This is a genomic window from Leptolyngbya sp. FACHB-1624 (assembly GCF_047649235.1).
GTDB classification, from domain to species: domain Bacteria; phylum Cyanobacteriota; class Cyanobacteriia; order Leptolyngbyales; family Leptolyngbyaceae; genus Leptolyngbya; species Leptolyngbya boryana.
Map to the genome: position 1 here is coordinate 5,193,784 of NZ_CP180258.1, position 14,126 is coordinate 5,207,909.

15 protein-coding genes are annotated in these 14,126 nt (G+C 47.2%); 9 read left to right on the top strand and 6 right to left on the bottom strand.

What is annotated here, in order from left to right; genetic code table 11:
- Positions 1 to 82: 82 nt before the first annotated feature.
- From ACMUEV_RS24745 to ACMUEV_RS24760, 4 genes are all read left to right on the top strand, one after another.
- Entirely contained in the window at positions 83 to 994 is a 912-nt protein-coding gene (locus tag ACMUEV_RS24745) for a PilW family protein (protein ID WP_415354690.1), read from the top strand.
- Positions 963 to 1,154, top strand: a complete 192-nt coding sequence (locus ACMUEV_RS24750; protein WP_415354691.1) for a hypothetical protein — start codon at positions 963 to 965, stop codon at positions 1,152 to 1,154. The genes ACMUEV_RS24745 and ACMUEV_RS24750 overlap by 32 nt, the downstream gene beginning before the upstream one ends.
- 31 nt (positions 1,155 to 1,185) lie before the next feature.
- On the top strand, positions 1,186 to 1,770 hold the full coding sequence (locus tag ACMUEV_RS24755; RefSeq protein WP_172410472.1) for a prepilin-type N-terminal cleavage/methylation domain-containing protein: 585 nt from the start codon (positions 1,186 to 1,188) through the stop codon (positions 1,768 to 1,770).
- Between the two features lie 92 nt (positions 1,771 to 1,862).
- Positions 1,863 to 2,405 (top strand): type II secretion system protein, encoded by a 543-nt coding sequence (locus ACMUEV_RS24760; RefSeq protein ID WP_348251400.1) that lies wholly within the window; start codon positions 1,863 to 1,865, stop codon positions 2,403 to 2,405.
- 8 nt (positions 2,406 to 2,413) lie between these two features.
- Here ACMUEV_RS24760 and glgB read toward each other — a convergent pair whose 3' ends face one another.
- A complete protein-coding gene (gene glgB, locus ACMUEV_RS24765; RefSeq protein WP_190647189.1) occupies positions 2,414 to 4,702 on the bottom strand; it encodes a 1,4-alpha-glucan branching enzyme in 2,289 nt (762 codons plus the stop codon).
- Positions 4,703 to 4,950: 248 nt separating this feature from the next.
- Entirely contained in the window at positions 4,951 to 5,298 is a 348-nt protein-coding gene (locus ACMUEV_RS24770) for a 30S ribosomal protein PSRP-3 (protein WP_071596143.1), read from the bottom strand.
- 55 nt (positions 5,299 to 5,353) lie between these two features.
- On the opposite strand from ACMUEV_RS24770, the gene ACMUEV_RS24775 reads away from it, so the two are divergent.
- On the top strand, positions 5,354 to 6,133 hold the full coding sequence (locus ACMUEV_RS24775) for a TIGR01548 family HAD-type hydrolase (RefSeq protein ID WP_190647187.1): 780 nt from the start codon (positions 5,354 to 5,356) through the stop codon (positions 6,131 to 6,133).
- Positions 6,134 to 6,243: 110 nt separating this feature from the next.
- On the opposite strand, the gene ACMUEV_RS24780 is transcribed toward ACMUEV_RS24775, so the two are convergent.
- Positions 6,244 to 7,299: a hypothetical protein gene (locus tag ACMUEV_RS24780; protein ID WP_190647185.1), complete on the bottom strand. Its 1,056-nt coding sequence runs from the start codon at positions 7,297 to 7,299 to the stop codon at positions 6,244 to 6,246.
- A gap of 328 nt (positions 7,300 to 7,627) precedes the next feature.
- Here ACMUEV_RS24780 and ACMUEV_RS24785 point away from each other — a divergent pair, with 328 nt between their 5' ends.
- Positions 7,628 to 9,484, top strand: coding sequence for a hypothetical protein (locus ACMUEV_RS24785; protein WP_415354692.1), 1,857 nt, complete (start codon positions 7,628 to 7,630; stop codon positions 9,482 to 9,484).
- 182 nt (positions 9,485 to 9,666) lie between these two features.
- Complete coding sequence (locus tag ACMUEV_RS24790) at positions 9,667 to 10,131, top strand: HNH endonuclease signature motif containing protein (protein WP_071596142.1); 465 nt, start codon at positions 9,667 to 9,669, stop codon at positions 10,129 to 10,131.
- A 146-nt stretch (positions 10,132 to 10,277) separates the two neighbouring features.
- Here the strand turns inward: ACMUEV_RS24790 and ACMUEV_RS24795 are convergent, their stop codons facing one another.
- Positions 10,278 to 11,357, bottom strand: a complete 1,080-nt coding sequence (locus ACMUEV_RS24795) for a tocopherol cyclase family protein (RefSeq protein WP_415354693.1) — start codon at positions 11,355 to 11,357, stop codon at positions 10,278 to 10,280.
- A complete protein-coding gene (locus tag ACMUEV_RS24800; protein ID WP_017286423.1) occupies positions 11,323 to 11,622 on the bottom strand; it encodes a DUF6464 family protein in 300 nt (99 codons plus the stop codon). The genes ACMUEV_RS24795 and ACMUEV_RS24800 overlap by 35 nt, the downstream gene beginning before the upstream one ends.
- Positions 11,623 to 11,764: 142 nt before the next feature.
- Here ACMUEV_RS24800 and ACMUEV_RS24805 point away from each other — a divergent pair, with 142 nt between their 5' ends.
- Positions 11,765 to 12,736, top strand: coding sequence for a sodium-dependent bicarbonate transport family permease (locus ACMUEV_RS24805; RefSeq protein WP_017286422.1), 972 nt, complete (start codon positions 11,765 to 11,767; stop codon positions 12,734 to 12,736).
- A 4-nt stretch (positions 12,737 to 12,740) separates the two neighbouring features.
- Positions 12,741 to 13,049 (top strand): P-II family nitrogen regulator, encoded by a 309-nt coding sequence (locus tag ACMUEV_RS24810; RefSeq protein ID WP_190647181.1) that lies wholly within the window; start codon positions 12,741 to 12,743, stop codon positions 13,047 to 13,049.
- Here the strand turns inward: ACMUEV_RS24810 and ACMUEV_RS24815 are convergent.
- Positions 13,040 to 14,116, bottom strand: a complete 1,077-nt coding sequence (locus ACMUEV_RS24815) for a hypothetical protein (RefSeq protein WP_190647180.1) — start codon at positions 14,114 to 14,116, stop codon at positions 13,040 to 13,042. The genes ACMUEV_RS24810 and ACMUEV_RS24815 overlap by 10 nt on opposite strands.
- Between the last annotated feature and the right edge of the window lie 10 nt (positions 14,117 to 14,126).

A 14,126-nucleotide genomic window follows, 5' to 3' on the forward strand; every position in this document is an offset into this window, starting at 1 on the left:
CTCTATCAAAAACTGTGTCAACCAGCAGGACGGTCAACTCACTGGCATTTGCTAGAAATTGTCAACCCTGGGTAGATAAACTATGTCTAGAGGATTCTTTCAACAGCACACCTGGCTACGTTTTTTCTATCGCCAAACTCAACGCAGTGGGTTTACATTGCTAGAGCTGCTCGTTGCGATGGTGATTGGAGGCATAATTTCGGCTGGTCTGCTTGTTCTGGTCGTTCAATTAATTCAGGCTAACTCACGAGAAGCTGCCCGAAGCGATACCCAGAGAGATTTGCAGGCAGCTATTGATTACATTGCACGAGATGTACGAGAAGCAGTTTATGTATATGACGGTAACTGCCTTCTTGAGCGCCCTACAGGCAGTACTTTAGAGTGTCCTGGATTAGGGAGGTATTTACCCGAGAATATTTCTGAAAACGCTAGTAATACTCCGGTATTGGCATTTTGGCGAGTTGATGCATTACCTCAAATATTGAGAGATCGCTGCAAAAATAATGCAGATAGATTTGCTAATCCACGAGATCTTCCAGCAGAGGTTCGGGGAGTTCCCTGTCTGTCAGGGCGAATGTATAGTCTTGTTGTTTATTCTCTAAATTCGGAACAGACAACAGGTGCAGTCGGTCGTGCTAGGATTAGGCGCTATGAGTTACCGCAGTTTACTGCTCAAGGTGGTGCTCAAATTCCTCCTCAGATCAACACGGGATGGGTCGATCCGGTTAGCAAAGAAACGAATTTCTTTAGCTGGCCACTCAATATATCCACATTAACGGCATCTTCACCTTTGTCTCTACAGGCTAGTAGACCTGGTAGAACGACAAGTAATTTTGTTCTCACAGATTTTGTCGATCGAATTGGATTGTATGACGGAGCAGGCAACAAGGCGCAGCCCCCAATTCTGAATGGATATGAAGTAACTCCAAGGCGAGAAAGTTCGGCAAGTAACGAACCGCCCCGTGGTTTTTTACGTCTATGTAAAAGGAACTGAGAATAAAGGCGCACTCAACCAGGAGGTGGTCATTCGGATTCAAGGTGATGCTGCTGGGAGACCAGGTGTTGCTGGGGTAAATCTAGCTCGTCCCGTTATCCCCATCTCTTTGGAAACTCGTGTGCTGACTCGTGGTGTAACGGATAAAGCAGCAGAATAGTTCGCTCACTAAATCAATGGTGATTAAAGGTATGAAAAGGCGAAGAGTATTGAATTCACGATCGAGTACAGATGGATTTACATTGATTGAGATTTTAGTGGTCGTCATCATCACTGGCATATTGTTTGCGATCGCTGCACCCAATTGGGTCGCCTTTGTTAACCAACAGCGTGTCAGCGCCGCTCGAACTCAGGTTTCCCAAGCAATTCGGAACGCTCAATCTAAAGCGAGTCGTACAAAAGTGGCTCAAGCAATCGTGTTTGAGAATCGAATTGGGCAATCACTTAGATATGCTATTGTTCCTATCTCCGACACTAACGCTCCGGTGGTCGATCGTACAAAAATTACGACATGGGAAAATATAGGAGATGCTTCTGCACTCAGGCTTTCAGTGGCGCAAGGCGATTTTGCTTCTCCACCTCCATTAATATTTAATATCTATGGCAGTGTTATCACTACTAATCTGCCAACGGCAGCGCTAGATCAACCACTCTATACAGTGACAATTGGGACAACTCGCAGCGCGAATCCAAGACGCTGTGTTAGAGTCACAACTTTGCTAGGTGCAACTGAAGAAGCATCAGACAGTGCGTGCCCGCCTAATAGAACATCGTGACCATCAATATTAAATAAATTTAAGGGCAATTATTTATGATGACTAGCCTAAATTTAGCTGTATTTCAAGATTTTAAGAATTAAATTGCTTTCATGAAGAGTAGGAATAAGATTTCTAGGCATGGTTTTACATTGCTTGAAGCAGTTATAGTCCTAGTGATTGCTGGTATTCTAGCTGTAATTGGAGCGCCAGCTTTGCTGGCATGGCTGAGCAATCAACAGTTAACCTCAGCACAAAGCCAGGTGGAAAGCGTTTTTCGGCAAGCACAGAGTACAGCCAAACAGAAGCATATTGATTACCAAATAAGTTTTAAGCGACAAGACTATCCGGTTGAATGGGCGATACATCCGGCGAATTCCAGTCCTATGGCACAAACTTGGCAGACTCTTAATCATGGTGTCAAGCTCTCGCTTGCGGATGCAGACACCACATTGATCAAAGATAGCAATGTCTACAAGATGGTCTTCAATCATCGTGGCGAGTTGTCAGCAGCGAATGGGCGACTCGGTGGACGTGTAACACTGTTGCCTATATCTGGTGGCTCACGCAAACGGTGCGTATTTGTTTCTAACTTACTTGGGACGACTCGGTTAGGAGAGAATCGTCCCAATCGGCAAGGAAACCCTTGTGAATGAGCTGTTTATCAGGAGCTTAGGGTTCGTGATTTTTGGCGATCGAGTTTAAGAATCAGTGTAGATAGGGGTGGGAGACAGAGATCGATTGAATAAGGGTGATTATGATAAGCCCATTCGTCTGACCATTTACCGCCTAGATTCCCCATATTGCTACCTCCAAAATCACGAGCATCGGTATTTAAGAGTTCAGTATAGAATCCCGCTTCAGGCACACCGACTCGATAGTGGCTGTGAGGTTGAGGGGTAAAGTTACAGACAGCAACAATGAAATCGCCTGAATCTTTATCTCGGCGAATGAAAGATATAACACTATGACGGTTGTCACTACAGTCAATCCACTCAAAGCCTGCTTCAGAAAAGTCCTGGACATAGAGAGAGGGTTCAGATCGGTAGAGAGAGTTGAGAATAGTAAAGAAATGCTTGAGTTTGCGATGAGGTTCGTATTGGAGGAGATGCCAGTCTAGATCACCCCATACGTTCCACTCGTTCCATTGAGCAAATTCCATACTCATGAATAGAGTCTTTTTACCAGGGTGAGCGAACATATATCCATAGAGACAGCGAAGGTTAGCAAATTTTTGCCATTCGTCTCCAGGCATTTTGCCGATCATATTGCTTTTGCCATGAACGACTTCATCATGGGAAAGCGCCAGCATGAAGTTCTCGCTGTGGTGGTACCAAATACTGAACGTTAGATTGTTTTGATGGAATTGGCGAAACCAGGGATCCATGTGGAAATAGTCCAACATGTCATGCATCCAGCCCATATTCCATTTAAGATTGAACCCTAGCCCGCCGACGTAGGTTGGCCAGGAAACCATGGGCCAGGATGTAGATTCTTCAGCGATCGATAATGCACCCGGGAAGTAGCTGAAGAGAAGATGATTCATCTGACGCAGGAAGTCCGCTGCTTCGATATTCTCGCGTCCACCGTATTGGTTTGCAACCCATTCTCCATCTTTGCGGCAGTAGTCGAGGTAGAGCATTGATGCAACGGCATCAACTCGCACTCCGTCAATGTGATATTTGTCGAACCAGAAGAGTGCATTGGCAACCAGATAGTTGCGAACTTCGTTACGACCGTAATTGAAGACGAGTGTGCCCCATTCTTTATGTTCACCTTTGCGGGGGTCGGCATGCTCGTAGAGATGAGTTCCGTCAAAGAAGGCAAGCCCATGTCCATCTTTGGGAAAGTGACCAGGAACCCAATCAACGATTACACCAATGCCGTTAAGATGACACTGATCAACAAAATACATGAAATCTTGGGGGGTTCCGTAGCGGGAGGTGCAGGCATAGTGTCCGACAACCTGATAACCCCAAGAGCCATCAAAGGGATGTTCGGCGATAGGTAGAAGTTCGATGTGGGTGAAGCCAAGTTCTTTGACGTAAGGAATGAGTTTGTCAGCAAGTTCGCGATAAGTCAGGAAACGTGCCCCAGGCTTGAGGTCGGTCACGATGACAGGGGGAGAGGGTTCGCCATTCGGTAAAAGAGCAGGTTCGGCAGAGGAGGCATGGAGCCAAGAGCCGAGATGCACTTCGTAGACGGAGATTGGGTTGGTTAAGGGGTCAGTGTGGCGACGTTTTTCGAGCCAGTCTTCGTCGTGCCAGGTGTAGTCATCGAGATCAGTGACAATCGAGGCAGTTTTGGGACGGACTTCTTGTTGGAAACCGTGGGGATCGGATTTTTCGTAGATGTGACCGTTTTGGTTTTTGATCTCGTACTTGTAGTGAGCGCCAACAGTCAGTTCGGGAATGAAGAGTTCCCATACTCCCGTGGAGCCACGGCGCATTTGATGTTGTCGTCCGTCCCAGTTGTTGAAGTCGCCGAGAACAGAGACGTTGCGGGCATTAGGTGCCCAGACAGCAAAGTAGACTCCAGCGATCCCATTTTGGGTCGTCAGGTGTGCACCGAGTTTTTCGTAGATGCGGTGGTGATTGCCTTCGGTGAAGAGGTGAAGGTCGAAGTCAGTCAGGAAGGGGGAGCGGAAGGCATAAGGGTCCTGGATGACGCGATCGCGATCTCCGGATTTGAGGCGAAGTTGATAGTTGGCGAGTTCGGGCACGTCGATCGTGCATTCAAAAAAATGCGGATGATGCAGCGATTGCATCGGGTACTCGGTACGAGATTCGGGCAGGATGACTGAGACAGAATCGGCACTCGGTTGGTAGGCTCTCACGACCCAGACGGTTTTGCCATCTTGCTCGATTGCATGGGGACCAAGCACCTCAAATGGGTCATGATGCTGGTTCCATACAATCCGCTCTACCTGGTCTGGTGCGATCGTCATCGACATAAAGCTACCTGCCTCAAATTAAAATTGTGTATAGCCGTGAGAAATCTGTACTTTGAAACTCTATATGTAAAGATTCTGTAATAAACGGTAGCAAATCATCGTAAAACCCACAATTCTTTTGTCACAAGCTTCCTCTGAATCATAGACAGAATTGGCGCATTTGCGGTGATTTCTAAAAATAACTCCTAACTTGCGAGTTGAAGTTAGGAGTTATTTTCTAATCAGGATCAGTTTAGAGATGGCTGAGATCAGGCGCTACCGGTGAAGGTAACTTCTGGGAATTTCGATTGGGCTTCCGCCATGGGGCGGTTTTTGCCTTCTTCTTGCCAATAGTTGATCACTTCGGTTGCTTTATTCAGCAATTCAACGCGATCGACTTCTGAGATCCAGTGCTTTTTCTCTAATTCAGTCTTGAGTTGTTCCCATGCGTCGTTCCTGGGCCAGAAGAAATAAGAGGTGAGCGGGCTAGTGCCTTTTCCAACCACTTGATCGACTGCCAGCGCAACGTTTTCGTCGAGCCACAGAACTTTTAGAATAAACTTTGTCAAATCCGACCTCCAGCGCAGTCCCAAGCGTAAATTACTACGATCAGCTATTCTACCGTACTGTTTTGATAGATGATAAGAAATCTCTTGAGAAGAATTCTGGGGGATGAAGACTGTGGTGGCTGTGGTATTCGATATTGATGGGGTTGTGCGAGATGTCAGCGGGTCGTATCGGCGAGCATTGGCGGATACGGTGGAACATTTTACCGATGGGGCATTTCGTCCATCGTCGCAGGAGATTGATGCGCTGAAGGGCGAGGGGGTTTGGAATAATGATTGGGAAGCGTCACAAGAGTTGATTTTCCGGCATTTTGAGGCGCAAGGGCTGGCGCGCGAGCAATCGACATTAGCGTATTCGACGATCGTGCAATTTTTTCAGTCTCGGTATCGAGGTACAGATCCGGTGAACTGGAATGGATACATTTGTGGGGAGCCTTTGTTGCTAGAAGCCGCTTATTTGGAGTCGTTGACGAAGGCAGGGATCGCTTGGGGTTTTTTTAGTGGAGCAACTCAGGGATCGGCTCGGTATGTGCTTGAGCAGCGATTGGAGTTGGTAGAGCCTGTATTGATTTCGATGGAGGATGCACCCGGCAAGCCAGATCCGACGGGGTTGTTTTTGACCCTAGAACGACTGGATTGTGGTGAGTGCCCGGTGATTTATGTCGGGGATACGGTGGCGGATATGTACACGATCTCGCAGGCGAGGGAAAGAGATCATGCGCGATCGTGGTTTGCCGTGGGCGTTTTGCCGCCACATGTGCAGGAGACGGAGACACGAAAGAATGATTATCGCGAGACATTGAGGCAGGCAGGAGCGCACATCGTTTTGGATAACGTTCAGGATTTGAAACCGGAAGTTGTAGGGGAGTTAGTTGGTGAAGTGTGAACGCACTCTGACAATGTGCAGTCCACTCGCTGATGCAGAACAGCTAGGCAGTCTTATGCCGCTCTTTGAACAATTTCAGGGGCGGCGAGAGAAGAAATAGCCATCGAGAATTAGCGGGTGGTTCCAACCTGATTGAACGTTGGAGCTTTGAAAGGTTCGCCTCTCATCCAGAGAACACCAATGTTGAGAATGAGGGCAGAGAAGACGATCGCGAATGCCACCTTAAAATAAGTCGGGGGGGCATCGGATTCTTCTATATCTTCTTCGAGTTCGGGAACCGAATTTCTTTCTGTTAATGGATCTGCCTCGAATGGAGTGGGAGAAGCTTCAACGTCAACAGGAATTGAAAGCAGCCAACTGCGTGCAGCTTTTGCACCAGAGAAAGTGGAAGATTCTGAGCCAATCAGTTGTTGAATGAATTGCTTTAAGGGGTCGTGGGGGATGTCTTGCCAACGTGGATCGTTTAGCGGATTCCAAGCTTCTGGGAGATCAAGTTCTCCGAGCAACAGTTGAGCCGCAATTTTACCCAGATCTTGCAAATCCTTTTGTTTTTTGATTTTGAAGGCGGGTTGGCTTTGAGGTTGAGTCGTATGCCAAATTGCCGCTTCCCACAGTTGTAAATCCTGTAGATACACTTGAAACTGCGAGATTTGAGTATTCTGAATCGCGGGATCAATCGCAATCAGAATGCTATCTAAGTTTAAATTGCCGTGAGCGATGCCTTTCTGTACCTCATCACTGTCTTCCAGATAAAGAGGCAGACTATGTAGAAACCAGAGGCTTTGTAAAACTTGAGAGAGGAAATGGTGAACGACTTTCGGCGGGAGATAGTCTTGTGTTTCTAGATAACTTCGCAACGATCGCGGTCGATATTGGGGCGATTTCAGAACTAAATAGCAACGATGATCTTTTGAAGACGCAATACTTTCTTGAGGAACCAATAGTCGAAAGTCTTGAACGCCCCCACAGTGAAAGTCGATCGCTTCTAGCTGTTCAAGTTGTAATTCGATTTGCTGAATGTCGGAAATCGTCCACCAGAAGGAGTAGTACTCTTTGATAATGACTGGAGTTTGTGTCTGTAAATCTTTACCTGCATAAGTTCGCACGCCAGGACGAGTTTGAAGTTGATGCTGAATAGCATATTGTCCTTCTCTACCACTCAGCATCTTTCCCTCAAGCGAGGTGGAACCATTCTCGATCTGCTCGGTTTGAGATTGGACGGGAGCGGATCGAGAATGGTTGAGGTTATCGTTGCTCATAACAAGTGGGATCTATATGACGAAACTGCTTGGAGACGGGTCATCGGAATTCAGGTGCGGAATGTCAATCCCTAGCATGGTTCCTGATGGTATGGCTATTTATTGTAAACAGAATTAGCGATCGTATTTCCGGGTGTTATGCCATGTTCTTGAGACAGATTCACTTGATTTTGGTAGGAATAGAGTTAAACCGCATTGCTTCTGATTCGACGTTGAGCACGGAGGAAATCACGTGGTGAAAAGACAACCTTCTCAGCGCCATCGTCTGCTAAAGCAAGCTTTGAGTTTCACGATCGCGCCTGAAACAACTTCTGAAGCACCCTATCAACTTCAACCGGGAAAATCTGTCGTTTTTAAGATCCAAGTCACGAATCAATCTGCGAGTGCAGATCTGATTTTCTTAAAATGTTCGGAACTTCCGACGAATTGGTTCACGATCGAGTATCTAAGCCAAGCGACTGAGGATGCCCCTGGAATTATTCAACTGACTGAGAAGCTGGCGCTGAATCCTCAAGCCAATGGAGAGATTCACTTCACATTGCATCCACCCGCTGATGCAGCCATTGGAAATTACTTTCCGACCTTACAACTCATCTCAATGGGTGCGCCGGATCTGGTCATGTTGGATGTGATTTATATTCAGTTGTTACCGGATACGCATCTCGATATTCGGTTGACTCCTGAAAGTCGAACCATTCCGAACCAATCTGCCATCTTCGATTTTATGGTTCGGAATCGAGGCAATGTGACTCGAACTTTGAGACTTGAAGTAAAAGATTCACGCAACCTATTTCGAGTTGAAACGGATTTAGTAGACAACGTTTTGAAACTTGCACCAGGTCAAGAGAAGACGATCAGATTAAAAGCTTTTCCTCATCATTCATGGCAGCGTCCACTCCGAGGAAAGCCAGTGCGATCGCTTGTTGGAGTGACTTTAATTCCAGTGGATGGGTTAGCCGATGCAGGTTCTCGCTATTTGACTCAATCCAAGCTAGTTTGGCTCCCGCAACCAAAATGGGTGCTCGCTCTCTTGACATTGATGGGAGCAGGAACTGCTCTGTTTGCCTTAGGTGTGTTGTATCGATTTAATCGTCCCGCGTTCGCAGCACCAGAAATCTTGAGTTTCAATGCGACCGGGCAAAGTGATACCGTGCGATTAAATTGGAAGTTGAACAATCCTGAAAGGCTTGGTAGAGTTGTCATTTCCCAGTTAAATGAAGGGGCAGAAGTTCAGACGGTTCGCTATGATTTCTCAACTTCGATTCCGCAAGAGTTGAAAGTCAAAGCTGACTCGAAGCAGGGATGTCGCACTGCTGCTGCGAAAAATAATTCTTCTGCATTGTGGCAGTTGCCATTGCCCAATTTGCCGTGGTTTGCGTCTCTCCAGCAAGTTCCTACTCCAACGACGATTACTTGTCAGAATATCCCCTTTGTCTCAAGTCAGGCGGGACCTTTGAGATATAAGCTGAAGCTGTTCTCAAAATCAGCAGCCGATGCTCAAGTGCCGATCGCAGAATATACAACCAATGCGATCGCAATTAAGCCAGGAAGTAATGAGCCTCAGTTTGAACCGAGCTTTCCCTCTACACAGCCTGCACAAATTTCGCTGGCATTTTCGATCAATGGCGTACCTGCCACCAGTCAACCTACACATAGTTTTTCAGTGCGAGAAGGAGAATCGGCACAGATTGTTGTGTCTTGGGCAGTTCAAGGTAGCACCGATGTCCAGCTTTTGCCAGGTTCGGGAAATGTTGAGCCGAATGGTTCTACCTCCTATACGCTACGTGCAGGAGAAAGTAAAACTGTGACCTTGACTGCTCAAAACGCATCTGGAGAGAGAGTTACCCAGTCAGCGGTGATGAGCGCGATCGGGGTTGGTTCTAGCGATCGTTCTCCCTTCCGTTCTGGCTCTCCGTTTCAGCCTCAACGGGTTCCGAAAGCAAGTCCTAATTCTGGAGATCCTGCTCCGCCAGAATCAGAAAACACTCAATCCAGCCCAGATCCAAACAATACTGCACCTGAACAAAGCAGCCCAACTCCATCTACATCTGACGCTCCAACACCTGATGCTTCTCCAACTGCAAGCCCTTGAATGCAATGGAACTAAAATGTAACGGGACTGGCGGGATTCGAACCCTCGACCTAGCGCTTCAGATTTGTGTGAGTTTCCCCACTCTCTGGACTATACCTTCACCTTAAGCAAAAGCTCTTAGGTGGTGATCGTCTAGTCTCTACACCTTCCTAACTTTCGATTAGGCTTGGCTCGGTATTCCCATGAATTGCAAACATTGCGATCGCATAACTACCAATCCAGCATTTTGTAGTCTTTCGTGTGCTGCTTCCTTCAACAATCGGAAATTTCCGAAGAAGAAAACCGCAAAGGCAAAAAGCTGCAAACACTGTAGGATTCAGATTTTCGGTAGAAGAACTACCTGCGATGACTGTAACCCTTCATATGTAGATTGGACGCGCTTAACTCTCAGCGAACTGAAAGCAAGAGCGAAGTACCAGCATTCCGCTAGGGTTCGTCAAGTCGCTAGACATATTTACCGCCAGTCTAATAGACCAAAATGCTGTGTTGTCTGTGAATATGACAAACACTACGAAGTTTGCCACATTAAACCTATTCAGGAATTTTCAGACCTCACACCTATTGCTATCATCAATGACCTCAACAATCTAGTGGCTCTCTGTCCTAACCATCACTGGGAGTTTGACCACGGTTTGCTTACCCTTTAGGGTTCACCGACTTTGACCACATTCACGCGCAGAGTTTCCTCTACGGTGCCCGATGTTTCAGGAGGCGCTCGCTCTATCCAGCTGAGCTACAGCCCCGGATAAGTCGAGATTATAGCAAGATAATTTTGAGATGCACATGAAATCTTTTAGAAAACTTGACCGCATCCCGAAGCCCAAGTCTCATCCCACGGTGAGCCGCCCGTTTCAAGTCCGGCGAGAGAACTGGTTGCTTCTAGAATTAAGCGATCGCTTTTATCCCTGAGTTCGATCGTCACTTGTCCTCGCATCGTATCGCGACAGACATATTGCATTCCATCGATCGTCGGTGCGCGGAGTGGAGTTCCAGGTAGATCAGTTGTCGCAATAACCGTCACGCGATAATCCCGAGTGCGAGCATCCATTCGCCAATAGCCCCAAGGACGAATCACCCAATTGACCTCGGCATTCCAGGGCGCAAATTCGTAAAATTGACCTCGATAGTGAATGCCGACCATCGCAACCGACTCCATCCACCACAGCACGCCGCGCCGCCCACCACCCGCTGTGAGTGCTAAATCTGGTTCGTTATCAAAAGCATTGCAGTTTAGCCAAAACCATTTACTTGGAAATGCGCCACCCCAATTCTTCTCTCCATATGCTGGAGCATTGACAAATTTATAGTCTTTCCCATTCCAATTGATCCATCCGGTGGCATACCCATGCGCCATGAGAATCTGCCAGCCCGGTTCAAAAATCTGAAGTGAAGAGAGCCAGCTAGCGGTCGATTGACGATCGCCCCAACCGTAAATCGGCGAAATTGAATACTGCCATTCCGCAAACTTGCCGTCCGGTGATTTCAGCCGACCTTGATGCCAGGTATTCGTCGCCTGATAGCCTTCGGAAATCGTGCGATCGAACTGATCTGGAGCTAGCAATCCGGTGGGCTGTCTCGCATGTCCGAGCGCCAGACAATCTTTTGCTGCCCAGAAATCATGCGGATTCGAGAAAGTGCGCCATAGATGTTCGTCATCAATGCCTAAAATTTGCGCCATGCCGCCGCTAGTTGGTTGCCCCCCTTGCGGATCTTCGATCGAATACATAAAGGCAAACGTTTGCCCAATTTCAGGCAGCGTTACACGGTAGTACCAGCCCTCAAAAAAGCGGCGGGAACTGCCATCCCAGTGATAACCACTGTGAGGCGTGGGAAGCGGGCTAGAGTTTCGATTCATACAATCGGCATGTTTCACAAGGACCTGTGGGATTGACCGCGCAGCGAATATACGGCGATCGCGCATTATAAATGCAGGTAAAATCGCCAATCAGCGCGCCCACACCTTCAACATAATGATAATCAGGCGGAAGTCGTAGCAGAGATTGAAGCTGCTGTCGTTCGGCTGCTGCCATTGCGGCTTGGAGACGTTCTTGAGCTTGAAGTTCCAGTCGATGCCGGAGCAGAAACGTCAGAATCGTCGGAAGAAGCGCGATCGCGAGAATCAAGAGGACTGAAAGCATAAGTCTATTCTGAGGGATCAATCTAGAGACGGCTAGCGCTTTGCATAAAATCTTTGATGACGATCGCTGAAATTTTGGCAGAGTCTATGTCGGAACAAGTGGACGCGGTATTCTATACGGGCAACCCCAATCGAAAAATTGAATGGATTTTAGCCTGATCATTTCCAATTTTCTCAACCCGCCTGTTTTGTTCTTTTTTCTAGGAATGCTGGCAGTGTTGGTGAAATCTGACCTCGACATTCCAGCACCGATTCCAAAGTTATTTTCGCTTTATTTGCTGTTGTCAATCGGGTTTAAAGGCGGTGTCGAGCTAGCGAGAAGCGGAATTACACAGCCAATTGTGATCACATTGGCAGCCGCGATCGCGATGTCAATTCTGGTTCCGATCTATACGTTTTTTATTTTAAGAACTCGTTTAGATCCTTACAATGCAGCCGCGATCGCAGCCACTTACGGTTCGATTAGCGCCGTTACTTTTATTACGGCTGGTTCATTTTTGGATCAATTGCAGATTCCATATGATGGCTATATGGTTGCAGCGTTAGCATTAATGGAGTCGCCAGCAATCATTATTGGATTAATCTTAGTGAATGTGTTTACCGATCGCAGCGGGGATTCGGAATCGATTCAATGGTCGGAAGTCCTACAAGAAGCATTCTTGAATGGCTCAGTTTTTCTGTTAATTGGCAGTGTTGCGATCGGGTTTATCACGGGCGAACAGGGCTGGCACACGTTGAAGCCTTTTACTCAAGATATGTTTTACGGAGTGCTGACGTTTTTCTTGTTGGATATGGGATTGGTCGCCGCAAAGCGAATCCAGGATTTACAGAAGTCGGGCTTCTTTCTGGTTTCGTTTGGCGTGTTGATTCCTTTGTTGAATGCCACGATCGGGCTTTTCTTAGCAAAAGCGATCGCGCTTTCTGCGGGTGATGCACTTTTATTTGCCGTTCTTTGTGCCAGTGCATCTTATATTGCAGTTCCCGCAGCGATGCGACTCACGGTTCCTGAAGCGAATCCTAGCTTTTACATTTCTGCTGCGCTTGCAATCACATTTCCATTTAATATTTTGCTCGGCATTCCCCTGTACGAATACGGAATTACATTACTTTGGTAAACCTATGCACGCTGTCAAACGGATTGAGATTCTTTCAGATTCGATCGAGCTTCCTAAAATCCTCAAAAGCCTGAAACAGTCAGAAATTCATCGCTACACTGTGATCCGAAATGTTGAAAGTAGTGGGGTTTCTGGCACAAATGAAACTGATGCCACTCTAATTGATATGGCGTATATCATTGCATTTTGTGCGCCGGAACAGGTGAAAGGCGCGATCGAAAAAATCCGACCCATCTTGAATCGATTCGGCGGATCTTGCTATGTTTCTGATGCGATGGAAGTGCGATCGCTCAACTGTACTGCTCATCTATGACCATTTTGAGTACGGAGTTGACTGAGGTGCTGCTCTACGATTTGCAACGCTTGATCGAGTGCAGGCACAACATCGGACTGAGATTGATCGGTTATGAATGAACTTGCCGCTTGAGCATTGAGCAACTCATCCATTTTCTCGTAGAGTTTTTGAGCGATCGTGTGAGCGTCGCGGTTAAAGTTCGTGACCTGTTGGCGTTGATGGAATTTCAAAGCGGCTCCACGTAATACTTGTAGGGTTGCTTGCTCTCCCATTTCAGTTGGCATCAGCCGCAGTCGTAGCAAAACGCGATCGCGCTGATAGAGCCGTTCAATTTCCACTTCTCGAACTTGAGTCACCAATTTCGGGGGAAGGTGGGTTAATTCTTTCAATTCGTCTAATAAAGCTTGGAATTTGGGAAGAGGAACACCCTCGATCGAAGCCTGTAAAATTCCATTTTGGCTCCAAAGAATGCGCCCATGTCTTGCTTGTCGCTCAAAGTACAGCCGTCCAATACCTTCACACAACACTCGTCCAAGTAATTCTTGTAACAGCCGTGCGGGCGGAAGCTGGCTAAGCAGCGCGATCGGTTCTTCTGAATATCGAGTACTGACGGCTAAATCAGGCAATGGATTCGAGGAAAGATTAGAAATAGGAACTTGGCTCGGTTCCGGCTCGGTTTCAAATTCAGCCGGATCTTCTTCAAGCACTAGCGTTTCTTTCTCGTGAAGATTTGGCTTTTCGAGTTCTAGCACTGGAGTGGGGAGCGGTTCTTGAGCGTGAGAACTTGGCGTTTCGGGTTCCGGAGCCTTGGTGAATCGTTCAGTCTTGGGATGAGTTTGATTGTAGTTTAAGTAAGCCGTGAGCGTTTTATGATGCGCCTCTGACGAAATGCTTTGAGGGACAAGCGAGTAATTTTGGTAGCCGATCATGCGTCGAGCGTATTCTAGGGCAGCCACATCATCTAACATCACCATCCCCAAATGAAGTTTGCCCTCCTCGATCGAGAGGGGCAAAATCTGGTGAAAGAGGCACGCTTCAAAGGGCAAAACGCGATCGACAAGCTGAAAAACCTGGTCTGTATTCATGGATGTGTCA